We start from the raw sequence: 23,164 nt of genomic DNA, 5'->3' as shown, positions 1-23,164 counted from the left end.
CTGCGACCGTGGCCGTTCACCATGCTAGGGCTGTGGCGGGGGTTCGCCGTGTGGGCGCGTGCTCAGGCTGTCCTGGGGAAGAGGACAGTCCTGGGCAGGCCGCCGGATGAGAGATGCGCCGCCGCCTGGGGAACGGGAGGGGAACGCCATGGATGTCACGGTGATCGACAATCCGGCACAGCACCGGTACGAGATCCGTGCCGGGGAGAAAATCGCCGGTTTCACGGAATACCAGCCTGTTGCCGGTGATCGGGTGGTCTTCTTCCACACTCGGGTGGACGGCTCTTTCCAGGGGAAGGGGATGGGCAGCCGGCTGGTGCGGGAGGCGTTGGATGATGTGCGGGCCCGCGGGCTGCGGGTGCGTGCGGTCTGCCCCTATGTCAAGGCGTGGCTCGAGCGGCACCCGGACTACGCTGACCTGGTTGATCGGGCTGGATAGGGCGGGGCGTCGGGCCGAGTAGCAGGCCGTGAAAGGAGTCTGGGGCCGTCCGGTGTTGGTGCGCCGGACGGCCCCAGGGGGGTGGTGGAGGGCGGTCCGCGGCGGGGGAGCACTACGCCGCCACGGACCGCCGGTCAGGAGACGGACTGTTCAGGATCAGGGAGCTCCGGCCCCGAACAGTTCGTCGTGGGCTGCGAACGCGGTCGCGATTTCCACCTGAGCCCAGAAGCGGTGGCGCTCCACGATCGGCGCCGGGACGTTCTGCGGGTCGTTCAGGTGTGCCTCGACCTGCGGCCACAGCGGGTCGTTCTTGTAGAACGAGCGGATGGACAGGAAGGTCGCGCCCGGCTCGATGCGGTCACCGTTGGGCATGGTGCCCGACCAGCCCGGCGGCACGTACAGGCCCTCGGAGCCGTCCCACGGGTCGTCCAGACGGTCCCAGCTCGGCTGCTCGGGGGTGGCGATACCGATGCTGTCCCGGTGGGCCAGCAGGGCGTCCAGCAGACCCTCCGCGGTGGCGAGGGCGGTGGTGTCGCCCGAACGCTTCGCGTAGTACATCAGGGTCTTGGCCAGAGCGGCGGTCACACCGACGTCCTGGCTGTAGGAGACGACCTGGACGTGCAGGTTCGGGTTGCCGGTGTAGGTGCCGGTCCAGGTGTCAGGCTGGCCCGACCACTCCAGGTCGGAGGGGACCTGGAAGTTCTGGCCGCCGTTGTCGGCGTCCACGTCGGTGTGCTGGATGGCCCACGGCACCCACTTGTCGAGGATGGCCTCGGCCCGGGCGTCGCCGGTCACGTAGTAGAGCTGGGCGACGCGCTCCATGTTCCAGACCTGGAAGCCGAACCAGTTGTTGGACGGCGGGTCGTTCCAGACCGGCTGCCAGTCGTAGTACATGCCGTAGAACTGCGACAGGCCGGTCGGCGGGGTGTCGTAGCTTCCCTTCCAGCTGTTGGTGGCGCCACCGGCGATACCACCTTCAGCGGACTGCAGCCACTGGAGGAACTCCAACTGGCGGTCGAAGCTGGTGGCCCAGTCCTGGACACCGGTCGGGGAGTCAGGCTGCAGTTCGGGCACCTGCGAGAGCGCGTAGGCAGCGAGCACGTTCTGGTAGCCCTGGTGCGAGGAGCTGGAGCCGATACGCCACGCCCACGCAGAGGAGGTGTCGAGCGAGCCGCCCCAGGAGTAGTACCAGGACAGCAGGTAGTGCGCGCTGTCCTTGCCTTGGCCACCCGGGCAGGAGGTGGCGCCGACGCAGTTGCCGATCTTCTTGAAGTACTTGTCGAACATCGCGTACCGGAGGTAGTCGCCCATCTTGGACGCCTTGTCCATCAGGCCCGCGATCTCGTTCTCCTTGCCCTGCTCCTTGGCCCATTCGTGCGCCCAGAACATCACCTGGACGGCCCGCGCGTCAGCGTCGGGGGCGTTGGTGTAGCGCCACTGCTTGGCGTAGTTCTGGTCGTCGGTGAACAGGTCCAGGTAGCCGTTGGGGCCGCCGTGCGTGAAGTCGTCGCAGGACGGGTGCGGAATGGTCTCCCACACCGACTCGCGCGCACCACGCTGGTAGGTGTTGATGTAGGCGGGGGCGTCGTCGGTGCCGTCGCCGCAGAACCCGAAGCCGTAGACGTTGTCCACGTCGAGCAGCCAGTGCATGCCGTAGATCTCGTTGGTCCCGTAGGTGGAGCTCAGCTCCTGGGCGAGCGGGTCTTGACCCACCGGGACGTTGTTCATGAGAGGCGACGGGTAGCCGTCAGCGTTGGGCTGCTCGGGGATGTAGGTCGCCGGGGAGTTCGGGTTGTAGGCGGAGTTGGTCGGCTGGTCCTTGGTGCCGGGGATGATGAAGGTCTCCATCGACTCCCAGGCGTCGTGGAGCGGCTTCCAGTCACCGGTGACCCGGCCGTAGTACGCCTCCAGCCACAGGTAGTAGCTGAACGCCTCGGACGTGGTCTGGTGGCCGTGGTCCGGAGCCTCGACGATCATGGTCTCCACCGAGTGGTAGGGGACCAGGAGCCCGTTGAATTCGCGGAAGTAGCCGCTGGCGGGGTCCTTGATCTTCTCGTACTGCTCCAGGAAGGCCTGGTCGTAGGAGCTGGTGTTCGGGTCGATCTCCCGGACCGTCACCTCGGCCGAGTCGTGGCCGGGGGCGCTGACGGTGAAGACCGCCTCGGCCAGGTTTCCGCCGTTGTCAGCGGAGGCGATGGTCACCTTCTGCGGCTGGTTCCAGTTGCTGGAGGTGAACTGGAGTTGGGAGCCGCTGGAGACGGTCAGGTCGGAGCTGCCCGACGTGCGCGCCACGGTGACCGTGACGTTGCCGGAGGGCTGGTTGGACAGCCGCACCTCGAAGTCGGCGGTGCCGCCCTGCGGCACGCGGACGGTGGGCGGTGAGGCGATGACGGCGGCCCGGTCCAGCACTCGGATGGCGATGGGAGCGGAGACGGTCCTGGCTCCCTGGTCGTCGTAGGCGATCGCGGTCACCGAGTAGGAGCCGGCGGCAGCGTCCGTCCAGGTGAAGCTGTAGGGGGAGGTGGTGTCGGTGCCGATGACGGTGTTGTCGGCGGCGAATTCCACCCGGTCGATCGAGCCGTCGGGGTCGGAGGCGACCGCGGTCAGCTCGATCGGGTCGTTGACCAGGAAGGTCGAGTTGTTGGCCGGGGATGTCAGGGTGACATCGGGCGGCAGGTTGGCGGGCTGGGATCCGCTGCAGGTGACGCCGTTGACGGTGAAGCTGGTCGGGGCGTCGTTGGAGCCGCTGTAGGTGCCCTGGAAGCCGAAGGAGATGGTGGCTCCGGGGGCGATATTGGGGTTCCAGTCCGGGTAGCGGACGGTGACGTTGGCGCCGCTCTGGCTGAACACGCCGTTCCAGCCGTTGGTGATCTGCTGGTTACCGGGGAAGGTCCAGCCTACTTGCCAGTTCTGGATGGGGTCGCTGCCTTCGTTGGTCACCTTGACTTCGGCGACGAACCCGCTACCCCAGTCGTTGGAGTCGTCGTAGTCCACCGAGCAGGCGACGGCGGCGTGCGCGACGCCGGGGGAGAGTACAGCGGCGGCCAGGGCCGCTGCGAGCGCCCCCGAGGCCAGCGTGCGCCAGCGCCGGGGAGACAGTAACGATCTCATGCTTGGAAATAACCTCCGGATCTTCCGGTTCCGGAGCAGCCGTGCCGTTCGTCGGCATACCGAGAACCGGCAAGGCCGTTCGGAACCGCGTGTCACACAGGAGAGGGGTGTGCGGCGTGCCGGGTGTGGACTGCAGCCGCCGCGGGGGTGGCATCGCTGGTGTCGGGGCGATGCCGGGTGAAAACAGGGGGATCAGTGAAACCAGCGGTACCGGGTTCCGGTTCTCTCCTTTCTGCCGGGAGCACTGGCATGGGAGCGCTCCCATGAATTGAGCTCAGGGGTCGCAGTGGCCTTCCCGGGGTGGTGGGGGCTCGCCCCGGGAAGGGGGCCTGTGGCCTGAGTCACGGGAGCGCTCCCAGTAGGAGGGTAACGTTCCGGATGTGCCGTGTAAACCCTCCGTAAAAAGACAATGGGACGAAGCGTGAGACTCGCAGTACTCCGCGTGGCATTCGCCCAGATGGAAGCATGACCCCGCTGCCGCCCGATGCGGACTCGTTAAAGTGGCCCCGCGGAACCGACCCTGGAGAGCGGAGTGGACACGGAGACGATCGGCGACGGCACCCTCCTCACCGCGCACCTGCGCTGGCGGCGCGACAACGGCCGCGCCCTTGCCGCAGTGCTCTGGCAGTGCGGCCCCGGCTGGCGCATGGCCGCCTCCAGCGTGCTCGGCGGCGGCCTCGGACCACGGGACTACGTCATCAACGCCCAAGTCGACGGCGACTACCGGCGGACCGACCCGGACAACCACCTCGAAGAACTCGCCACCCACTTCGGGATGACCGGCACCGGGGTAGGCCTGCTCACCGCCGCCAACGTCAGCGAAGCATGCTTCGCTGACGACCACGGGGTCGAAGTCCTCGCCACCGTCGGACTCGGCCGCCCCACCTGGGCGGCCGCCGACCCCGCGCTCGACGAAGCACGCCTCCCCGGCGAAGAGACCCGCCCCGGGACGATCAACATCGTCGTCGCCGTGCCCGCCCCCATGTCGGACACCGCACTCGTCAACCTGGTCGCCACTGCCACCGAAGCCAAAGTCCAGGCACTCTTCGACAGCGGGTACGCCTGCACCGGCACCGCCTCAGACGCGGTTTGCGTTGCGGCACTCGTCGGCGACACCCCGCCCGCCCAGCGGGAACTGTTCGGCGGAGTCCGCTCCCGCTGGGGCGGCCGAGTCGCCCGCGCCGTCTACGCCGCGGTAGCTGAAGGAGCCCGCCGGGAAGCCGCCCGCTCCCAGCAGCGCTCCCCGCACCGGGCTGCGGCCTACTCCCCGTCGATGATGTCGGGCACGTAGTACTCGTCCACCGGCATCGGCCCCCGATACCCCTGGCACATGCACTTCCGGTAGGTGTGGGTGCGCTCCCCAGTCCACCGTCCCGGAATCACCACCTGCGCCTGGCACGTCTTGTCCTTTTGGTCGTGGAAAACCAGGTGGTGTCCGCAACCGCAGATCGGCTGAGGGGTGCGCGGACCCTGAGTGAGAGAAGCCTGCGCCGGAGGCACGGAGGAGCGGCGGTTGGGCAGCAGGCGTCCCACCAGCACCCCTCCCAGGGCGATCATCGCGCCGACCACCAGACTCACGGGATCCATGGCGGTGTGTCCTTCCCTCGCGGTCCTCCCCTAATTGTGGCCTAAACCGACCCGCATCCGGCCTTCCCTGCACGCCGCTTTCTCCTTGCGTGCATCACCGCGCAGCCTCCTGCTCCGGCGTCGCAGCCTGCGCCCGCAACTCTTTGAGCGTGGCCACATCCCGGGCATGCGGCCCCTCCGGGCCCGGGGTCTCCACCACCACGGGAACCCCCGCGGAAACCGGGTGCGTGAACACTTCGGCGAACGGGTCAGCGCCGATATAGCCCAGTCCGATACCGGCGTGCCGGTCCCGGCGGCTCCCGCACGGCGCAGCCGAATCATTGGCATGCACCAGCCGCAACCGGTCCGCTCCGACCACCTCGCCGAACCGGTCCAACATTGTCCGCATTCCCGCTCGGGTGGAGACGTCGTGGCCCGCTCCGAACACGTGCGCGGTATCCAGACACACCCCCGCCTTAGGGTGGCGGTCCACCGCGTCCAAGTAGTCGGCGAGATCGTCCACCGTGGCGCAGAGCACCTGCCCCTGCCCCGCCATCGGCTCCAGCAGGACCGGCGGCGCAGCCTCGTCCAGCGCCTCCAGAATCGGCAGCAGCCGGGCCCGCACCCGTGCCAGACCGGCGGCACGGCCCCCGCGCACCGCGGACCCGGTGTGCACCACCACGCCGCGGGCCCCGATCTGCGCGGCCCGCTGCAGCGTGTACTCCAACGACGCCACCGACCGGGCAGCGATCTCCTCGTCGGGCGAACCCAAGTTGATCAGATAGCAGGCGTGGACGAAAACCGGGAGGTCAGTGCGGGCGCGCAGCAGCGCATCCTGCTCCGCGTTCCCCGGAGTATGTGCCCAGCTTCGCGGATTGGTGACGAAGACTTGGATGACTTCGGCGCCGATCGCGTCAGCGTAGGACAACCCACGCTTGGCCAGGCCACCGGAGACCGGAACGTGCGCTCCGATACGGGAGAAAGGTGCGAGGGCCATGGACGACCAGCGTAGTGCCGCCCCAAGCCTTGGACTGCAGCACCTGCCGTCCGTCCCGGCCCGGCTGTTCCCGCCCCGCTGCCCAGGGCCGGGGCCGCGGGACACCGCGTCGGACCCTAGGGCACACCACGGCGGTGAAGCGTTACGCTGCCTGCGTGAGCCCTTCACCGTTGACACTGCACGAAGTGACTGCCGCCTTTGAAGCGATCTACGATCCGGCCTGGGCCGCGTCCTGGGATGCGGTCGGACTGGTGTGCGGAGACCCCGACCAGCCGGTCCGACGGATCCTGTTCGCGGTGGACCCGGTGGGCGTGGTCGTGAACGAGGCCGAACAGTGGGGCGCCGACCTGATCATCACCCACCACCCCCTCCTGCTGCGCGGGGTGACGAGCGTGGCCGCCACCACCCCCAAGGGGCGACTGGTTCACCGGCTGATCCGCGCCGGTATCGCCCTGTACACGGCGCACACCAACGCTGACACCGCTGCGCCGGGTGTGTCCGACGCGCTCGCGGCCGCTGTCGGACTCGACGGGCCGCTGCGTCCGCTCGACCCCGACCCCACCGACCCTGAAGGCCAGCGCGGTATCGGACGCATCGGGGAACTCAACGAGCCGATGACGGTCCGCGAGTTCGCCGCGCAAGCAGCCCGCGGTCTGCCGCCCACCACCAGCGGCCTGCGGGTGGCCGGGGACCTGGACCGCACGGTGCGGACGATCGCGGTGTCCGGGGGTGCAGGCGACTCCCTCCTGGACACGGCACGCCGTGCCGGAGTGGACCTGTTCCTCACCGCCGACCTGCGCCACCACCCGGCCTCCGAGTTCGCCGAACACGGCGATATCGCCCTGATCGACGCCGCACACTGGGCCACCGAATGGCCGTGGCTGGCGGAGGGAGCAGCCCGGCTCCGCGACGCTTTGGGCGGAGAGCGGGCTAACGTGGAAATTCGCGTATCCGCAACCGCTACTGACGCTTGGCAGCAGTCGTTCGGCGCCGCTATTGCGCCTTGATGCACTGCGGCGCCATCACCGTCGTCGAGAACAGAACAGAGGACCGTTGAAAGCAGAACCCGCTCACCAGCTTCGACTGCTTGATCTCCAAGAGACCGACACCGAACGTGACCGGCTCAACCGTCTGCTGCGTGCCCTGCCGGAAGAAGAGCAGCTCCGACAGTGTGAAGCGCGACTCACCGAGCTCCGCGACCAGTTGGCGGTCACCGAGACAGAGCTCCGCGACCTCGACCGGGAGCAGCGCAAAGTCGAGCGTGACATCGACCAAGTGCGGGCACGCGCCGAACGCAACACTCAGCGCATGGAATCCGGTCAGATCTCCTCTCCCCGGGAATTGGAGAGTCTCCAAGCAGAGATCGAGTTGCTGGCGCGCCGGCAGAGCGAGTTGGAAGACATCGCTCTTGAGCTGATGGAGCGCCGGGAGGAAGCCGACAAGCGCCGCGCGGACCTCGACCGGAAAGTGACCGAAGCCGTTGAGGAACGGGATGACGCAGAAAACCGCCGCTCCGAAGCGGTGCTGCGGATCAAGGACGAGCTGGACAGCGCCACCCAGCGGCGCAGCCGGATCGTCAAAGAGCTCCCTGAAGACCTGCTCAACCTCTACGAACGGCTGCGGGAACAGTACGCGGGGATCGGAGCAGCAGCCCTGCGCTACGGCCGGTGCGAGGGCTGCAAACTGCAGTTGAGCGCCGCCGAACTGCGGGAGATGCGCCTGGCCCCGCCCGAAGAGGTGACCCGGTGCGAGAACTGCCGCCGCATCCTGGTGCGTGTCGCAGACTCCGGGCTGTGACCGCGGCGAAATGAGAGCAGGGATGGGACGCAGGATCGTCATCGAAGCGGACGGCGCGTCCCGGGGCAACCCCGGCCCAGCCGGGTACGGGGCCCGGGTGCGCGACGCCGACACGGGGGAACTCCTCGCGGAAGTCGCCTCCCCGATCGGGGAGGCCACCAACAATGTGGCCGAATACCGGGGCCTGATCGCGGGCCTGGAAGCAGCGGCCGCGATTGACCCGACCGCCGCAGTGGAGGTCCGCATGGACTCCAAGCTCGTGGTGGAACAGATGTCGGGCCGCTGGAAGATCAAACATCCGGCGCTGCAGCCGCTGGCCCGCCAGGCCCGGCAGGTCGCAGCGTCACTGGCGTCGGTGACGTACCGGTGGGTGCCGCGGGAGCAGAACGCGCAGGCCGACCGGCTCGCCAACGAAGCGCTCGACGGCGCTGTGCGCAACTGGAGCACCCAGCGAACAGAACCGGTGCAGGCAGCCGAACCGGTCGAACCGCCGGTGGACCAGGGGAAGACCGACGGCACCGCGCTGGGCTGGGGACCAGCGGACACCAACCCCACCCGGCTCCTGCTGCTGCGCCACGGCCAGACACCCATGTCCGTGGAGCGGCGTTTCGCCGGGATCGGCGACATCCCCCTCACCGAAGTCGGCCACGAGCAGGCTAAAGCCGCGGCACGGCGGCTCGCGCAACGCCCCGTCGACGTGGTCGTCTCCTCCCCGCTGCGCCGCACCCTGGACACCGCCCAGTACGTGGCCAAGGAATGCGGACTGGACGTGGAAGTGGAGGAGGACTTCCGGGAAGCCGACTTCGGCGCCTGGGAGGGGATGACGTTCGCTGAAGCGCGCAAGCACTCCCCGCAGGAGTTCCACCGCTGGCTCTCCGACCCGCACGTCCCCCCTCCGGGAGGGGAGAGTTTTGCCGAAGTCTCCCGCCGGGTCACCCGGGCCCGGGACCGGGTGCTCGCCCGGCACCGCGGCCGCACCGTGGTGGTGGTCACCCACGTCACCCCGATCAAACTGCTGGTCCAGCAGGCCATGCTCGCCCCGCTGCCGGCGCTGTACCGGATGCATCTGGATGTGGCGTGCCTCTGCGAGGTCCACTGCTTCAGCGATGGCCCGATGGTGGTGCGTTCCCTGAACGACACCGGCCACCTGGCCTGCTAGGCCGCGACTGGCCGCGGAAGAAAACACCGGGGCGTACAATTCTTTACTACAGGGAGTCGGCCAGACGGCCGCGGCACCGCGCACGCGGTGTCGAGGAAAGTCCGGACTCCACAGGGCAGGGTGGTCGGTAACACCGACCCGGGGTGACCCGCGGGATAGTGCCACAGAAAACAGACCGCCGTCCCCGTGGGACGGTAAGGGTGAAACGGTGGTGTAAGAGACCACCAGCGGCCGGAGTGATCCGGTCGGCTAGGTAAACCCCACCCGGAGCAAGGTCAAGAGGGAGACTTCGGTCTCCTGCACGGACGCTTGAGGGCGGCCCGTCCGATGTCCGTGGGTAGACCGCATGAGGCCGCTGGCAACAGCGGTCCTAGATGGATGGCCGTCACAACCCGTTCAGGGTTGACAGAATCCGGCTTACCGGCCGACTCCCTGTTTTCCGCCCTTCTGGCCTGGTCTTTTATGCGCGAGAGCAGGACTGTTCGCTCTTTAGCGCCCCGAGAAGTCTGAGGTCTTTCCGGGAGTCGAGGAACACAGCCGTGTCGTCCCCGTCCAGGGCACGCAGGGCATCCGCTGGTTTCGGCAACCGTTGGAAAGCGGGTTGCGGCACCCGCGAAAAAGCCCGTCGTGGCACGGGATGCCCCACAGCACCGCTGGTCACACCGGACGGGAAGAAAATACTGGGGGAAGGGCCCGCCGAAGATGCGGTGCGTGCCCCGTAAAGTCCGTGCCCACCGTTACATTGGAGAGGTTGCAGCGCCTGACCAACCCGAGATGGTGAGCATGAGCCCCACGGTGTATCTGCTGATGTTCGGTCTTCCCGTCGTCGCGATCGTCGTCATCATCGGTCTCGCCATCTACCAGGCGTCGCCGGTGGAGAACGACGAACGTGAACCGGGGCCGCAGCAGGATCAGTCCGAAGAGTAGACACGCGGCCCGCTAGCGGGCCGCCCACCCTTCGTCTTCCTCTCCAGCTGGCGCGCCGCCGGGGCAGACGCCTGTCCGCTACCGGCACACCCGAGGCATTCCAGAGCCCGCACGTCCCCGAACCCGGGTGGTTTCCGGTCCGCGATCCCACCAGCGGCGACCGCAAAGCAGAGCATCGCCGACCTCCTCGTCACGACTCGTGCCCGCTCATCCAGCGGGAAGGCGCGCTGAGCAAGCGGCGGTAGGAGCAGACGGAGAAAAGCACGCGGTGCGGGGAACCGCGGTTCCCCGCACCGCGTGAACGTGGTCCTACCGGTAGGGGTAGCCGTCGGGACGGTCGTCGAAGCGACCGTCGGGCCGTGCAGGCGGCCACTCCTGCGGCCGGTCATACCCCGGTTCGCCGTACCCCGCTGGTGAGGGAGGCGATTGCGGATAGTCCCCCAGCACGTCGTAGCTCTGATAAGGCGTTCCCGAAGGCGCGGAGGGTGGTGTGTTGTAGTCGGTGCGGGGCTGGGTTCCGGTGTCGTAGGAGCTGAAGGAACCGGGGGTGGGCGGGTAGGGGGTGGACCCGTAGCCGCCGGGGGTGCCGCTGGCAGGGGTCGATGAGGCGGGGAAAGCAGGGGGTGCTCCCGCCGGGTCGCCCAGCGGCGGCTGCCCACCGGTCGGGCTCTGGCCCCACAGGGGACGCTCCCACGGGTCAGCGGCAGGAGACGGCGGCTCAGCAGCCGGTTCGCCCGAGGCAGGGAACAGCGGAGCCCCGTACCCGGTGTCCCCGGTGGATGCGGGGGGTGGTGTGTTGTAGTCGGTGCGGGGCTGGGTTCCGGTGTCGTAGGAGCTGAAGGAACCGGGGGTGGGCGGGTAGGGGGTGGACCCGTAGCCACCGGGGGTGCCGCTGGCAGGGGTCGATGAGGCGGGGAAAGCAGGGGGTGCTTCCGCCGGGTCGCCCAGCGGCGGCTGCCCACCGGAAGGCGGCGGACTGGGCGGCACCGGAGACGTCCGCTGGTAGGAACCCGTGTCCAGGCTCGACCAGATCGGAGAACCAGTGTCGGAGGACGCGCTCGTGGGCGTGAACGACGGATCGGTGAGCGGATCCGGCGCTGCGGACCGCTCCGACGGAGCCCCCGGCAGCGGCGTGTCGTAGCGGCTCCGCTCGTGTGAACCGCTGTCGAACGGGGACGGCGCACCACCCAGACCACTCCGGCTGTGGGAGCCGGTGCTGAACGAAGGCGACGACAGCGGATCGTCGTACGAGCTGTCGCGACGGTGGCTGCCGGTGTCGTACGCGGAAGACCGGGGAGCGCTCAACGGGTCGTCGTCCGGCCGTGCCGACGCGGTCGGAGCACCCGCCACCTCGTAGGAAGTGCGGTGGTGGCTTCCGGTGTCGTACGCGGAGGGCCGAGGGGCGCTCAACGGGTCGTCGTCCACGCGGCTCGCGGCAGCCGGAGGGTCGGCGGGACGCTGCGCAGCGTCCGGCTCGCCGTTCGGGGCCAGCGCGGAGGGAGCAGACTCCTGGCCGAGGCTCGCCAACACCGCGAGAGAGTCGTTGCCCTGCGCCGGGGCGGCTGGGACGTCCTCCGGCTCCGGGGAGCGGTGGTCTCGTGCGGAAGGCCGCTCCTCGTCAAGGTCGTCGTCATCGTCGAAGACCACGTCCATCGCCTGCGTCGACTCGTGCCGGGTGTCGCGGCGCGCCGTGCGGAACGGGTCGTCGTCGGACTCGTCGTCACTGTCGGCGTACAGGCTGGAGAAGTAGTCCGCGTCCTCATCGTCCCAGTCGTCGCGTTTCTTGCGGGACCGCGACTTGCGGGAGGCACGCGACTCGGAGGAGCCCCGAGAACGCCGGCGGGAACGCGGTTCCTCCTCCTCATCCGCCACGGGGTCTTCGTCGAGCTCGGCTACGTCGTCGACTCGGCCGCGGGGCGTGTGGCGCGCGGAACGCCGCGGCCGCTCCGCCACCTCGTCCTCCACAGTCTCGTCGTAGTCGTCGTACTCGTCGTAGTCATCGGCTCCACTGCTCGCCCCCAAGGAGCGCAGCCCCAGGACGATGAGTAGGAGGACGATGATGACGATAACGGCGATGAGCGCGATGATCATGGTGAATACACCACCTTGGGCCCCGCGGCCTGGTAGAGGACAGAGACGGCACCGGCGGTGGTGGAGGGAGCTTCCGGCGTCGGGCCTACCCCGCCCTGGCGCACACCGCACCGGGAGGATGGTGAGCGATGCCGGGCATGCGACACCCCGGAAGTGGTGTCCGGACGCCGTGGCCCCCGGACACGCCAGCGCACCGGTGGACGTGAAGTGGATTCGGTCATTAACAAATCAGCGGGGTGCACGGCCCCACTTTATGCATAGATGTGCCATCCGTGCAGGGGGGAATCAAGATAGCCTTTCGGGAAAGCTGGGTAAATCGCGGTCTTTCAGGGGTGTCACGGCACGCTTGTCAGCCGTCCTCGTGCCAGAGTGCGCGTGGCGATCGCGCCGAGTGCCACGTCCAAGGGCGCGGCCTCTCCGAGCTCCACGCGTTCAGAGAGGGCGTAGACCGTGAACCGGAACTCGTGCTCGTTGCCTTTCTCCGGGCACAGCGGCTGGTAGCTGGCCGTGTCGAAACTGTTCATCCCTTGCTGTGCGGGGATGGGGACGGTCCCCTCGGGAAGCTCCGGGTTGTCCGGGTCGAGCCCGTAGACCACCCAGTGCACGGCCGCGCCGCCTGACTCGTAGACGGTGTCGACGACCAACGCCAACGACTCTGTTTCGGCAGGCAGTCCGGACCAGCGCAAGGGCGGGGACATCCCTTCGCCTGCACAGGTATAACGGTCCGGGATCTTTTCGCCTTCCCGCAGCATCGGACTGGTGACGGTGATGTCGTCGCTCACTTCGCCGTTGCTGGGTCCGATCAGCACTCCGCATCCGGTGGCGGTCAACGCGAGCAGTACGGCTGCGGCCGTACCGGCGGTGCTACGGCGATGTCGTGCAAGGGAGAACATGGGACTCCTGTGAGGCACGGAACGAACGTAGGGGAATCCGCGAGAATGCGCCCGGCAGAATCCGAACACAAAGCCGCGGGACGCGTCAGCGGTTCCGCAGGAACCATACTGCCGTCATGGTCCTTTCGTCCCTCCTGCCAGGAATGATCCCGAAGAAGTGCGGACGTCGTTGACGCTCTGCAGCGGCACAGGTGACATGAAACACGCTTCTTTCGGGCACTACGCGTAAACTTGGGCAGGTGACCACAGTCCAGCTTCGACCTCCCAAAAACCGGGTTTCTCCTCGAGCGGTCTGGCTATGGACCGTCACGGACGCGATCGAAGGGGCGGTGACAGTCGGAGGGATCACACTGACTGCGTGGGCTGTGGACACAGCCCGGTGGGGCTGGCTGCCAGACTGGTTGGTGGACCGGATCTGGTGGGTGCCCGTGGCCGTCGCCTGCTACAGCGTGGTCAAACTGGTGGTCGCACCGCGGTGGCGCTACCGGGTGTACCGGTGGGAGGTCACCGCCGACGTCGTCTACACCCGCAAGGGCTGGATCAGCCGTACCTGGCAGCTTGTGCCGATCACCCGCCTGCAGACCGTGGACCACACGCAGGGCTGGCTGGAGCGGCTCTTCGACTTGGCCACCGTGGAAATCCAGACCGCTTCACACGCCGGCTCCTCAACGATCAAAGGGCTGCCTGAAGCGCAGGCCCGGCAGCTCTCCGAAGAACTAGCTGCACGCGCGGGACAACTGCGGAGTGACGCCACGTGAACGCCGAGCATGAGCCGCAACCCGACCAGGCCGGTGCGGACCTTCCCGAACCGGACGGCTCGCGCCCTGAGTCGGCCGCGCCCCGCCTGGCCGCTGAGGCGGAGCGGCGGCTCAGCCCGCTCACCGTGGTAACCACCGCAATCCAGCACGGCCGTTCGGCGGGCCTGCCCGTGCTGGTGGCGCTGTTCGCGGGCGACTTCAACCCGTGGGTGCTTGGCGGCACAGTCCTGGTCGGTGTCCTGCTGGTCGTCGCCGGCATCGTCCGCTACTGGACCGTGCGCTACCAGATCATCGGCGAGCGACTGGAGATCCGCTCCGGTCTGATCTCCCGGAGCCGGCGCGCGATCCCGCTGGAACGTATCCGAGGCGTCAACGTCACCTCCACCCTGCTGCATCGCATTTTCGGGCTGGCTGTGGTCCGGATCGACGCGGCCGCAGGCGGCGCCCTCCAACAGGAGGAGGCGAAGCTCGACGCGATCGCCACCGCCGAGGCGGAACAGCTCCGCGTGGAACTGCTGCGCCGCCACTCCCTCCTGGTGGAGCACGAGGCGGCTGAGGCAGAGGAACCAGCAGCGGAAACCGAGGCGGCCCCCGCGGAAAGCGCGGAGGTCACGTACTTCCGGATGCCGTGGCGCTGGTACCTCTACGCGGTGCTGAGCCCCGCCTACCTGCTCACCCCGTTTGCTGTGCTGGCGGCCCTGTTCGGTTTCTTCAACCAGTTCATCGACGCTGAGGTGATCGGCGCCTACGTCATCGGCCAGGCGGACACGATCTGGGGGATCGTCACCTCCCGGAGCGGGCTGCTGCTCCTCACCCTTGTCGGAGTGGTGGCGGCGATACTCGTGGCCATGCCGCTGTTCGCCGTGGTCTCCTACATGATCAACCAGTGGCAGTTCACCCTGCACCGCCGCGGGGAGGCCCTGGTCACCGAGCGTGGACTGTTCACCCGGCACAGCGTCACGTTGGAGTACCGCCGTATCCACGGTTACGAACTGCACGACACCCTCGTGCAGCGGCCGTGGGCTCTAGGCCGGCTGTCCGCGATCGTCACCGGGCTCGGCGGGTCCACGTCCCGTTCGGCGCTGCTGCCGCTGGGGCCGCGGGCCGAGGTGGAGCGGATTGTGGCGCAAGCGTTGCGTCCGTTCCACGGCAAGCTGGTCGCCCATCCCGCGGCTGCGCGCTCCCGCCGACTGTTCCGCGCGGTGGTGCCGCCGCTGCTGCTCGCCGGGTGTGCGGCAGCACTCGGCTGGTTCTGGGTGGCCGGTGGGCTGCTCGCGGTGGCGGTGCTGGGAGTGCCGCTGGGTATGGACCGCTACCGCTCCCTGGGGCACGGCTACGACGGGGAACAGGTCAGTGTCCGCTCCGGGTCGCTCGCCCGGGTGCAGGCCACGGTGGCCCGCTCCGCCATCATCGGCTGGCGGTGGCGGCAGAGCGTGTTCCAGCGTCGGGCCGGGCTGGCCACCATGAAAGCCACCGTTGGTGCGGGCAGCGGAGGATACGACGCGATCGACGTCGATTTCGCGGACTCGGTGGCGTTCGCCCATGCCGTCACCCCGGAACTGCTCGCCCCGTTCCTGGCAGCGTCTGCTGCCGGGGCTGCTGACCAGGCGGCGGACACTTCCGGCCAGGAGGGTGACCGTTCTGGCGGTGCGGGCGCCTAGCCTGGCCGCGGACCCTGGCCGGCTGCTGGTCGGCAGGTGCGGTCTCAGTCAGACCGCTTCGACCCGAACATGATCTCGTCCCAGGACGGCACTGAGGTGCGGCGGCCGCGTTTACGGCGGGGCTGCTGGGAAGCTCCGGTGGCCGCGGGCACGGACGCTTCGGGGCGGCTCGCCCGCTGCGGGCTGGCACCCCGCTGTGTCGGGGAGCCGGGACCGGGCGTGGGGGCGGGACCGGGCCGGTGGTGGCGTTCCGGCACGGTGGCAGTGAACACCGTGTCTTCGGTGGTGGGGCGCACCAGCTCTGTGGTGATGGGGGAGCGGGGCGTTGTCGAGGCGTCCGTCTCCTGAGGTGTCGCGGCAGGCGCCTGGGGCGGCGGGGCAGCCTCCCGTGCCGGGGAGCGGCGTGGAGTGAAAGGAGTGACGGTTGCCTCGGGAGGTGCGGGCGGCACCGATACTTCACGGTCGTCAGCGGAGAGGAGACGCACCGCCTCCTCGTCATAGGGAGTGACCGAGCGGCGCCGCGGCTCGTAGATCCAATGGGCGACGTGCTCTTCCCCCATGACACGGAAGGACAGTTTGACCTGCCAGGTGTTGTCCTCCCGCTTCCACGAGTCCCAGGTCGCCTCCCCCGATTCCAGTTGGGCCACGCCAATCCGTTCGGCTACTAAGTCGCCGAGGGTGGGGCCCGGGGCGGTCTCCCCGGGACGGCGGACCAGGGCAAGCTGCGCTTGCCGGGCCATGTACTCGCGCTCCTGCAGCACTGGGCTTTCAAACCAGCGCACGCGCTCGACAGGGATTCCTGCGGCCTGGGCAATAGATTCGGCAGTTTCTCCCGCGCGTATCCGGGCCTGGATCTCCTTGGGGCGCAACGGATTCTCCACTTCGATCTCGTACTGGCCGAGCCGAGAGAATTGCCCGCGCACGGCAGCGCGGAGCCGGTCGTCGACGGGCAGCATGAAACGGGTTCCGCGTCCGGCACTGGCCAGCACCAGGTAGGTTCCGTCCTCACTGACGGCGACCAGGCGAAGCTCTTGCATCGCCCTCCCTTTCGCGTCCCGTCGAGGGGGTGGGAAACCCGGTATCCCCCAGTTCACAGTCTTGTCGGCCCAGGTCCTTCGAGCCAGTACCGCACCCGGCATGTTCGAAGACACGCCTGAAGCGGAGCGCGGTGCACTCCCCTATCGTGCCATCCCGACACGCCGAGAGGGGCACGGCCAGGCCGTGGTTGTGGACACTGGCCCGTTTTCTCCCGTTTGTGTGGGGTGGCAAGTCCCGGCCACGGCTGTGAGAAAGCGGACCGTATTGCGGAGCGCCTGTCGAGCTGACACGCCGAGCAAAGGCAGAGGAGACCGCAGACGGATCGTTGCGCCGAGACTATTCTCCCCACACGCGGTCGAGATAGGCGTTGGTGAAGCGCCGGTGCGGATCGACCCGCTCGCGCACTTCGAGAGCGTCGCGCAGCCGAGGATAAACCTTGTCCAAGTAGGACAAGGTGCGGGTGTGCATCTTGCCCCAGTGGGGCCGTCCCGCCGCAGCGGTGAAGATCGCCTCCAGGTCCGCGAAATACTCCTGCCACGGGCAGCCCTGGTAGACGTGCACGGCCACGTACGCGCTCTCCCTGCCGTAGCCGGGGGACAGCCACACGTCGTCGGCGGGGGCGAACCGCACTTCCACGGGGAAGCTGATCCGGTGGCGGCTGCTCGCGAACACGGCGCGCATGTCGTGGAGGACGTCGGGCAGGTGCTCGACGGGGATCGCGTACTCCATTTCCACGAACTTGACCCGGCGCGGACTGGTGAACACCCGGTAGGAGACGTCGACGTATTCGCGCGCGGTCAACGCCCGCGCCGAGATCTGGTTGATCGCGGGGATGAGGCGGGGCAGGCGCCGCGCCATCCGGTTGACGACTTCGAACACCGAGTTGGAGAGGAACTCGTCATCCAGCCAAGCGCGGAAGGCTGAAAGCGGGCGGGCTGGGCCGGGGACGCGGTTGTTGCGCTTGGTGATGGTGCGTTCGGTGTGCGGGAACCAGAAGAACTCGAAGTGGTCGTTGGTGGTGCGCAGCTCCTCCAAGCGTTCGAGGACTTCCCCCAGCGGCATGGGGGTTTCCCGGGCGTGCAGCAGGAACGCGGGCTCGACCGCCATGGTGATTGCGGTCACCACGCCGAACGCTCCCAGGCCCGCGCGGGCGGCGTCGAACAGGTCCGGGTCCTCGTCTCGGGAACAGGTGACCACGGACCCGTCGGCCAGGACCAGTTCCAGTTGCTGAATCTGTGCGGCGAGGCTCGCCGAGGCGCGGCCGGTCCCGTGAGTGCCGGTCTGGGTGGCACCCGCCAGCGTCTGCACGGCGATGTCTCCCATGTTGGTCAGGGCTGCGCCGTGCGCGGCGAGCGTTTCGTTGAGGTCGCAGAGCCGCATTCCCGCTTCGACGGTGGCGCGTCCGGCGGCGAGGTCCACGGAGCGCACCGAGGCCAGGGCGGCGGGGGAGAGCAGGGTGCCGTCGGTGGCCGCGATGTCGGTGAAGGAGTGCCCTGATCCCACCATGCGGATCCGGCTGCCCGCCGCCGCGGCTGCGCGTACTTCGGCGACGACCTCGGCGGTGCTGGTAGGGGTGGCGATCCGGGTGGGGGTGATGCGGCAGGTGTCAGCCCAGTTGTGCCAAAGAGTGCGGGTCACGGCGTCCTCAGCAGGGGGGTTGGCCCGGGGACCGGGTGGGGCGGGTCTGGCTTCGAGGAGGGGATTCGCAGTGTGCGGGCTCGGCGGCGGACTGTCAAGAGGGTCACGCCGCCGTGAAGGAGGGGGTGGTGCACGGGTCACGCGGAGTGCTGGTTTGATGGGGCCATGAGGTCCTATGACGCGTTTCTGCTGATCTCCTTCGGTGGTCCGGAGAAGAGGGAAGACGTTATCCCGTTCCTGGAGAATGTCACCCGCGGTCGGGGCATCCCTCGGGAACGGTTGGCTGAAGTCGGGGAGCACTACTACCTCTTCGATGGGGTCAGCCCCATCAACCAGCAGTGCCGGGACCTGATCGCAGCGTTGCGTGACGACTTCGCCGCCAACGGGGTCGAACTGCCCATCTACTGGGGTAACCGCAACTGGGACCCCTACCTCGAGGACACCGTGGCCGAGATGGCGCGCAACGGGGTGCGCCGCGCGGTGGCGCTGGCGACGTCGGCGTACAGCAACTACTCGAGCCACCGGCAGTACTTGGAGGACATCGAGCGGGCTCGCGCCGCGGTGCCGGAGGCTCCCGAGATTGACCTGATCCGCCCCTTCTACGACCACCCCGGGTTCATCGACGCTTTCGTTGACCACACCCGCCAGGCGTTGGAGCGGATTCCTGAGGAGCTGCGGCCGGAGACGCGGCTGCTGTACTCGGCGCACTCCCTGCCGATCGCGATGGCGAAGAAGTCAGGCGATCCCCGCCGCGACTACGGGTCGCTGACCGCCTATGAGGCGCAGCTGCTGGAGACAGCCCGGCTGATCACGGAACGCCTCGACCGCGACTACCCCTACGAGATCGTCTACCAGAGCCGCAGCGGCCCGCCCTCCCAGCCGTGGCTGGAGCCTGACATCAACGATCGGCTGGAGCAGTTGGCGAAGGAAGGCGTGCGGTCGGTGGTCGTGGTTCCGCACGGGTTCGTCTCCGACCACATGGAGGTCAAGTACGACCTGGACGTGGAGGCCCGCGAGACCGCGGAGAAGCTCGGCATCCGCCTGGAGCGGGCGGCCGCTCCGGGAACGCACCCGGCGTTCGTCGCGATGGTCCGCGACCTGGTGGCGGAGCGGGCGGAGGGGCGTCCGCCGCGCGGCCTGGGCGCTATCGAACGGTCGTGCCACGACGATCCAGCTGACTGCTGCCAGCGGAGCTGACGGTGCGACGGGGGTGATCCGGCGGTGACCGGGTCACCCCCGTCAGCCAGGCAGGCAGTCAAGGCAGCGGAGCATCGGAGTTCAGGTATTCCTCCCAGCCTCCCGGCGGGGCCTGGCCGACGTTGAGCCGGGCGAGTTTCGTGAGGACACCGGGGTCTTGGGCGTCGAGCCAGTCGGCGAGCTGCCGGAAGGAGACCATTCGGACGTCGGGTTCCCCGCCGATTTCGTCCATGAACTGTTCAACCGCGTCCATGTAGATGCCGCCGTTCCACCGTTGGAAGTGGTTTCCGATGAACAGCGGGGCCCGGTTGCTGAAGTAGGCGCGTTCGAACCCTTTCAGGTAGGTGTCGCGGGCTTGGGCGCGCCACCGGCCGTATTTGCTGCGGTCGCCCTGGGGCGTCTTCGACTGGTTGACCATGATGTTGTAGTCCATGGACAGGACTTCGAAGTCTTCGCCGGCCATGGGCAGCGACTGCAGGGGGAAGTCCCACAGTCCGTGCCGGCGCACAGGCCAGACCTGCAGCCATCCGGGAGAGCTCGCGTCGTAGCGCCAGCCGAGTTTGGCCGCGGTGGGCAGGAGTTGGTCTCTGCCTTGCAGGCAGGGGGTGCGGCCGCCCACGAGTTCCTTGCGGTAGTCGAACGGCAAGGGCGAAAGGTCGGTGAATCCGGTGTTGGTTTTCCAGGTCATCACGAACTTGATGGCCTGCTGGATCTCCGACTCCCAGTCGGCGGGCGACCAGGTGGACACCCCGTTGGGTCCGCAGAAGTGCCCGTTGAAGTGGGTGCCGATCTCATGGCCTTCCCGCCAGGCCAAGTCGAGCTGCCGGATGGTGCGGTGGATGGACTCCTCGCTGAGATAGCCGATATCGGAGGCGCCCACCGGGTGCTTCGGCGGATGGTAGAGGTGTTTACGGTGCTCGGGCAGCAGGTAGATGCCGCTGAGGAAGAAGGTCATATGGGCGTTGTTGCGGCGGGCCACCTCGCGGAAGCGGCTGAACAGCCTGTCGCTGAGTTCTCCGGCACCGTCCCAGGAGACGACGACGAACTGCGGTGGCCCTGACCGGCGGTCGAGCTGGTCGACGGTCGGCTGGTTGGGCTGCGGTCCGGTGTCTGACGTAGAGCCGTCACCGATCACTCGGACTCGTCGCGGCGCGGCCTCAGGACCGGTCCCGGCCTGTGTCGTCGAGCAACCGACGGTACCCAAGGCGGTGAGTGCGGTGGCGGACAGAAAAGTGCGACGCGAAATTTTTCCCACGAGATCCTGGTTCCTTCGGCTTTTCGGCGTGAGAACGTGAAAGGGCGGTGACCGCGAGAAATTTATCACTTTGAGTAGCTGATTGGTTACATAAAGTGTCGAGTGTTGTGCGTTGTGTCCCTTCGTGGATCAGCGGCCACAGATAGGCTCGAATGCGGCACAAACTGACAAGCGGCGGTGTCTGCGGACAAAAAGAAAAACGCCGGCAATGCGCTCCACGAGGGAGTAAGAGGGCTCCGCAGTCCCGCCCGGGCAAGGCACCCCACAAATCCGTTGTGAGGAGACCACCGTGACCGTTCCCGATCCGCGGGAGTTGCTGGACCTTGCGCTGGAAGCGGCCCGTAAAGGAGGTGCGCTGGCAGCGCGCGGCCAACACGGAATCTCAGTACTCGACGTCAAGTCCTCGCCCACTGATGTGGTCACCGAGATGGACCGGGCCACCGAGGAGATGATCCGCGACGTCCTCCTCAGCGCTCGGCCCGACGACGCGATCCTGGGGGAGGAGGGCGGCGCAGCCCAGGGCAGAAGCCAGGTGCGCTGGGTGGTCGACCCCATCGACGGCACGGTCAACTACCTCTACGGGCGGGCCGAATGGGCCGTCAGCGTCGCCGCGGAAGTCGACGGGGAAGTGGTGGCCGGGGTAGTGGAGGTCCCCGTGCTCGGGCGGACCTACACCGCAGTGCGCGGGGAAGGCGCCTACCGCAACGGGGAACCGATCTCCGTGGCCGACCCCGTGGACCTCAGCATGGCCCTGGTCGCTACCGGGTTCGGCTATGCGGCAGAGCGCCGCCGTAAGCAGGCTCAGGTACTCGGCGCACTCCTGCCGAAGATCCGGGACATCCGCCGGGGCGGCTCAGCCGCGATCGACCTGTGCACAGTGGCGGAGGGGAGCGTCAACGCCTACTACGAGCAAGGCGTCCACCCGTGGGACTGGGGCGCAGGGGCCTTGATCGCGGAAGAAGCAGGGGCTCGCGTGGCGGGGCTGCGCGGCACCCCGCCGAATAACGCCATGCTGGTGGCCGCACCCCCAGGCCTGTTCGAACCGCTCCACGACCTCTTGGTGTCGCTGGAAGCGGACCGGGACGCCTGACCGGTGTTCCGGTCCGTGGCGGTGGGGTGCGCACGTGCCGTCCCTGACTCAGCGTCGTACCGGTGTGCCGAGTCTGCTCGGGACTATTCCGGGCTGCTTCCGGTCGGGAGCAGCGAGGCGAGTCGTCGGGGAAACAGCGCAGTGCACCGGCGCATGCCATCCGCCATTCCGCCTGCGGACGGGGCGGGCGGCGCCGATGCCGAAGGCCGGGCCGCCCTGCAGGTGCCCCGGCCTTGCCGCGGCATGCCGCCAGTTACGCGCTGTACGGATCGATTCCGTGGAGGGCAGCGATGCGGTGCAAGTCCTCCAGCTCCGACGCGTGCGCGTCGGCAAGGAATTCGTCTCCGGCAGCCTGGGCCGCTTGGAGCGACGTAGAGGTTTCGCGGATTCGTACGCGAATCTCTGCCAGAAACTCGCCCATCATCACACCCCTCTCTCACCATGGTTGGCGGTTGCCGACCATACCCATGACAGTCCGCGCACCAAACATCACGGTTCGACAGAATTCCGTGACGGGACTGAGAGATTTCTCTCCCGAGGAGCACGACGCTGTGCTTGATCGATCGGTGCGACAGGGCACCACGATAACCCCGGCCCCTACGCGGGGCACAGGGGGATCCGGAGAATAACGCGCAATGTGCGGAGCAGGGCCAATACCCCAGGATGATCACGGAAAGGCAACGCTTATCTCTTTCTTATCCGTGCTGTGTCAAATTTGAGATGTGCGGGGTGAACGTCGCGGTCGGCGGTTGGGGGATGCGCCGACCGCGACTCCTTCTTTTCGGGCCGCTGAGTGCACAGAACAGTACGCCTCGTGTGTCGGAGGCGTCGGGTTCGAAGTATCATCAAAGGGGTAACCGGCCTCCAGCCGGAAGTCGTGCTTCCGGCTGCGTGAGACGCCCTTGGCGAGGGCTTCCACCTTGTCGAGGAGTGGACAACTGAAGGCGCAGCCGGAGATAAACGCCGCTGCCGGTGTGTTGGGGGATGCGCCGGCAGCGGCCTTTTCCTTATCACCACGAAAACGAACGAAGGACACAGTGCGCGTACTCGTGGTCGAAGACGAGCAGGTTCTGGCCGACGCGATCGCGGTAGGACTGCGTCGCGAATCGATGGCGGTGGACGTCGCCTACGACGGCGACAGCGCCCTCGAACGTGCCAATGTCAACGACTACGACGTCATCATCCTGGACCGGGACCTGCCGGGAACCCACGGTGACGAAGTCTGCAAATCTTTGGCCACGGCCCGTTACCCGGGACGGATCCTCATGCTCACCGCGGCCGGGGAGCTCGACGACAAGGTGGCCGGGCTCAGCCTGGGCGCCGACGACTACATGGCCAAGCCCTTCGCTTTCGCCGAACTCGTCGCCCGGGTGCGCGCCCTCGCCCGGCGCTCCGTGCCCCCGCTGCCGCCGGTGCTCCGCCGCCAGGGCATCACCCTGGACCCTGCCAACCACACGGTGGAGCGAGACGGGCGGCCCGTCTCGCTCACCCCTAAAGAGTTCGCGGTCCTCGAAGTCCTCATGCGCGCCAACGGGGCCGTGGTGAGC

At 68.0% G+C, this 23,164-nt stretch carries 20 protein-coding genes and 1 other RNA gene; 12 read left to right on the top strand and 9 right to left on the bottom strand.

The features are described 5' to 3' along the window. The first annotated feature begins 148 nt into the window (after window positions 1-148). A complete protein-coding gene (locus TF1_RS06095) occupies window positions 149-439 on the top strand; it encodes a GNAT family N-acetyltransferase (RefSeq protein WP_011292384.1) in 291 nt (96 codons plus the stop codon). Window positions 440-595: 156 nt separating this feature from the next. On the opposite strand, the gene TF1_RS06090 is transcribed toward TF1_RS06095, so the two are convergent. Continuing rightward, the gene (locus TF1_RS06090) at window positions 596-3,550 is read right to left on the bottom strand and encodes a glycoside hydrolase family 48 protein (RefSeq protein ID WP_016188914.1); all 2,955 of its coding nucleotides are present in this window, start codon (window positions 3,548-3,550) and stop codon (window positions 596-598) included. Between the two features lie 532 nt (window positions 3,551-4,082). Here TF1_RS06090 and TF1_RS06085 point away from each other — a divergent pair. Further along, window positions 4,083-4,841, top strand: coding sequence for an adenosylcobinamide amidohydrolase (locus TF1_RS06085; protein WP_011292382.1), 759 nt, complete (start codon window positions 4,083-4,085; stop codon window positions 4,839-4,841). On the opposite strand, the gene TF1_RS06080 is transcribed toward TF1_RS06085, so the two are convergent. After that, a complete protein-coding gene (locus tag TF1_RS06080) occupies window positions 4,811-5,137 on the bottom strand; it encodes a hypothetical protein (protein WP_011292381.1) in 327 nt (108 codons plus the stop codon). The genes TF1_RS06085 and TF1_RS06080 overlap by 31 nt on opposite strands. A gap of 94 nt (window positions 5,138-5,231) precedes the next feature. After that, a complete protein-coding gene (locus TF1_RS06075) occupies window positions 5,232-6,113 on the bottom strand; it encodes a deoxyribonuclease IV (RefSeq protein ID WP_016188913.1) in 882 nt (293 codons plus the stop codon). Between the two features lie 170 nt (window positions 6,114-6,283). On the opposite strand from TF1_RS06075, the gene TF1_RS06070 reads away from it, so the two are divergent. The 5 genes from TF1_RS06070 to TF1_RS16230 all read left to right on the top strand — a co-directional run bounded on the left by TF1_RS06070 (window position 6,284) and on the right by TF1_RS16230 (window position 9,996). Continuing rightward, a complete protein-coding gene (locus TF1_RS06070; protein WP_011292379.1) occupies window positions 6,284-7,120 on the top strand; it encodes a Nif3-like dinuclear metal center hexameric protein in 837 nt (278 codons plus the stop codon). Window positions 7,121-7,166: 46 nt separating this feature from the next. Next, entirely contained in the window at window positions 7,167-7,910 is a 744-nt protein-coding gene (locus TF1_RS06065; RefSeq protein WP_011292378.1) for a zinc ribbon domain-containing protein, read from the top strand. Between the two features lie 22 nt (window positions 7,911-7,932). Next, window positions 7,933-9,069, top strand: a complete 1,137-nt coding sequence (locus TF1_RS06060) for a bifunctional RNase H/acid phosphatase (RefSeq protein WP_016188911.1) — start codon at window positions 7,933-7,935, stop codon at window positions 9,067-9,069. Window positions 9,070-9,121: 52 nt separating this feature from the next. Next, an RNA gene (gene rnpB / locus TF1_RS06055) (RNase P RNA component class A) lies at window positions 9,122-9,505 on the top strand. Between the two features lie 347 nt (window positions 9,506-9,852). After that, window positions 9,853-9,996, top strand: a complete 144-nt coding sequence (locus TF1_RS16230; RefSeq protein WP_169803309.1) for a hypothetical protein — start codon at window positions 9,853-9,855, stop codon at window positions 9,994-9,996. 309 nt (window positions 9,997-10,305) lie between these two features. On the opposite strand, the gene TF1_RS06045 is transcribed toward TF1_RS16230, so the two are convergent. Continuing rightward, the gene (locus TF1_RS06045; protein WP_016188909.1) at window positions 10,306-12,087 is read right to left on the bottom strand and encodes a hypothetical protein; all 1,782 of its coding nucleotides are present in this window, start codon (window positions 12,085-12,087) and stop codon (window positions 10,306-10,308) included. A 335-nt stretch (window positions 12,088-12,422) separates the two neighbouring features. Next, window positions 12,423-12,980, bottom strand: coding sequence for a YbhB/YbcL family Raf kinase inhibitor-like protein (locus tag TF1_RS06040; protein ID WP_011292374.1), 558 nt, complete (start codon window positions 12,978-12,980; stop codon window positions 12,423-12,425). Window positions 12,981-13,309: 329 nt separating this feature from the next. On the opposite strand from TF1_RS06040, the gene TF1_RS06035 reads away from it, so the two are divergent. Then, window positions 13,310-13,738, top strand: coding sequence for a PH domain-containing protein (locus tag TF1_RS06035; RefSeq protein WP_016188908.1), 429 nt, complete (start codon window positions 13,310-13,312; stop codon window positions 13,736-13,738). Further along, window positions 13,735-15,399, top strand: a complete 1,665-nt coding sequence (locus tag TF1_RS06030) for a PH domain-containing protein (RefSeq protein ID WP_011292372.1) — start codon at window positions 13,735-13,737, stop codon at window positions 15,397-15,399. Before TF1_RS06035 ends, TF1_RS06030 begins: the two co-directional genes overlap by 4 nt. 44 nt (window positions 15,400-15,443) lie before the next feature. On the opposite strand, the gene sepH is transcribed toward TF1_RS06030, so the two are convergent. Then, window positions 15,444-16,436, bottom strand: a complete 993-nt coding sequence (gene sepH, locus TF1_RS06025; RefSeq protein ID WP_011292371.1) for a septation protein SepH — start codon at window positions 16,434-16,436, stop codon at window positions 15,444-15,446. A gap of 337 nt (window positions 16,437-16,773) precedes the next feature. Further along, a complete protein-coding gene (locus TF1_RS06020; RefSeq protein WP_011292370.1) occupies window positions 16,774-18,075 on the bottom strand; it encodes a D-arabinono-1,4-lactone oxidase in 1,302 nt (433 codons plus the stop codon). A gap of 165 nt (window positions 18,076-18,240) precedes the next feature. Here TF1_RS06020 and TF1_RS06015 point away from each other — a divergent pair, with 165 nt between their 5' ends. Next, the gene (locus tag TF1_RS06015; RefSeq protein WP_011292369.1) at window positions 18,241-19,272 is read left to right on the top strand and encodes a ferrochelatase; all 1,032 of its coding nucleotides are present in this window, start codon (window positions 18,241-18,243) and stop codon (window positions 19,270-19,272) included. A 58-nt stretch (window positions 19,273-19,330) separates the two neighbouring features. On the opposite strand, the gene TF1_RS06010 is transcribed toward TF1_RS06015, so the two are convergent. Next, window positions 19,331-20,407 (bottom strand): polysaccharide deacetylase family protein, encoded by a 1,077-nt coding sequence (locus TF1_RS06010; protein ID WP_016188907.1) that lies wholly within the window; start codon window positions 20,405-20,407, stop codon window positions 19,331-19,333. Window positions 20,408-20,816: 409 nt separating this feature from the next. On the opposite strand from TF1_RS06010, the gene TF1_RS06005 reads away from it, so the two are divergent. Continuing rightward, complete coding sequence (locus tag TF1_RS06005) at window positions 20,817-21,617, top strand: inositol monophosphatase family protein (protein WP_011292367.1); 801 nt, start codon at window positions 20,817-20,819, stop codon at window positions 21,615-21,617. A gap of 253 nt (window positions 21,618-21,870) precedes the next feature. Here TF1_RS06005 and TF1_RS16120 read toward each other — a convergent pair whose 3' ends face one another. After that, on the bottom strand, window positions 21,871-22,041 hold the full coding sequence (locus TF1_RS16120) for a hypothetical protein (protein WP_155983545.1): 171 nt from the start codon (window positions 22,039-22,041) through the stop codon (window positions 21,871-21,873). A 613-nt stretch (window positions 22,042-22,654) separates the two neighbouring features. Here TF1_RS16120 and TF1_RS06000 point away from each other — a divergent pair. Continuing rightward, window positions 22,655-23,164 (top strand): response regulator transcription factor (locus tag TF1_RS06000; RefSeq protein ID WP_061783725.1); only part of this gene is annotated, 510 nt, incomplete at its 3' end.

It is taken from the genome of Thermobifida fusca NBRC 14071 = JCM 3263 (assembly GCF_001592045.1).
GTDB lineage: Bacteria > Actinomycetota > Actinomycetes > Streptosporangiales > Streptosporangiaceae > Thermobifida > Thermobifida fusca.
This window is presented reverse-complemented; position numbering and strand designations above follow the sequence as displayed.

Bases quoted from the DNA above. Each gene is read 5' to 3' on its own strand.
- sepH (WP_011292371.1), bottom strand. From the start codon at position 16,436: ATGCAAGAGCTTCGCCTGGTCGCCGTCAGTGAGGACGGAACCTACCTG.
- TF1_RS16120 (WP_155983545.1), bottom strand. From the start codon at position 22,041: ATGATGGGCGAGTTTCTGGCAGAGATTCGCGTACGAATCCGCGAAACC.
- TF1_RS06060 (WP_016188911.1), top strand. From the start codon at position 7,933: ATGGGACGCAGGATCGTCATCGAAGCGGACGGCGCGTCCCGGGGCAAC.
- TF1_RS16230 (WP_169803309.1), top strand. From the start codon at position 9,853: ATGAGCCCCACGGTGTATCTGCTGATGTTCGGTCTTCCCGTCGTCGCG.
- TF1_RS06080 (WP_011292381.1), bottom strand. From the start codon at position 5,137: ATGGATCCCGTGAGTCTGGTGGTCGGCGCGATGATCGCCCTGGGAGGG.
- TF1_RS06015 (WP_011292369.1), top strand. From the start codon at position 18,241: ATGAGGTCCTATGACGCGTTTCTGCTGATCTCCTTCGGTGGTCCGGAG.
- TF1_RS06040 (WP_011292374.1), bottom strand. From the start codon at position 12,980: ATGTTCTCCCTTGCACGACATCGCCGTAGCACCGCCGGTACGGCCGCA.
- TF1_RS06090 (WP_016188914.1), bottom strand. From the start codon at position 3,550: ATGAGATCGTTACTGTCTCCCCGGCGCTGGCGCACGCTGGCCTCGGGG.
- TF1_RS06095 (WP_011292384.1), top strand. From the start codon at position 149: ATGGATGTCACGGTGATCGACAATCCGGCACAGCACCGGTACGAGATC.
- TF1_RS06045 (WP_016188909.1), bottom strand. From the start codon at position 12,087: ATGATCATCGCGCTCATCGCCGTTATCGTCATCATCGTCCTCCTACTC.
- TF1_RS06075 (WP_016188913.1), bottom strand. From the start codon at position 6,113: ATGGCCCTCGCACCTTTCTCCCGTATCGGAGCGCACGTTCCGGTCTCC.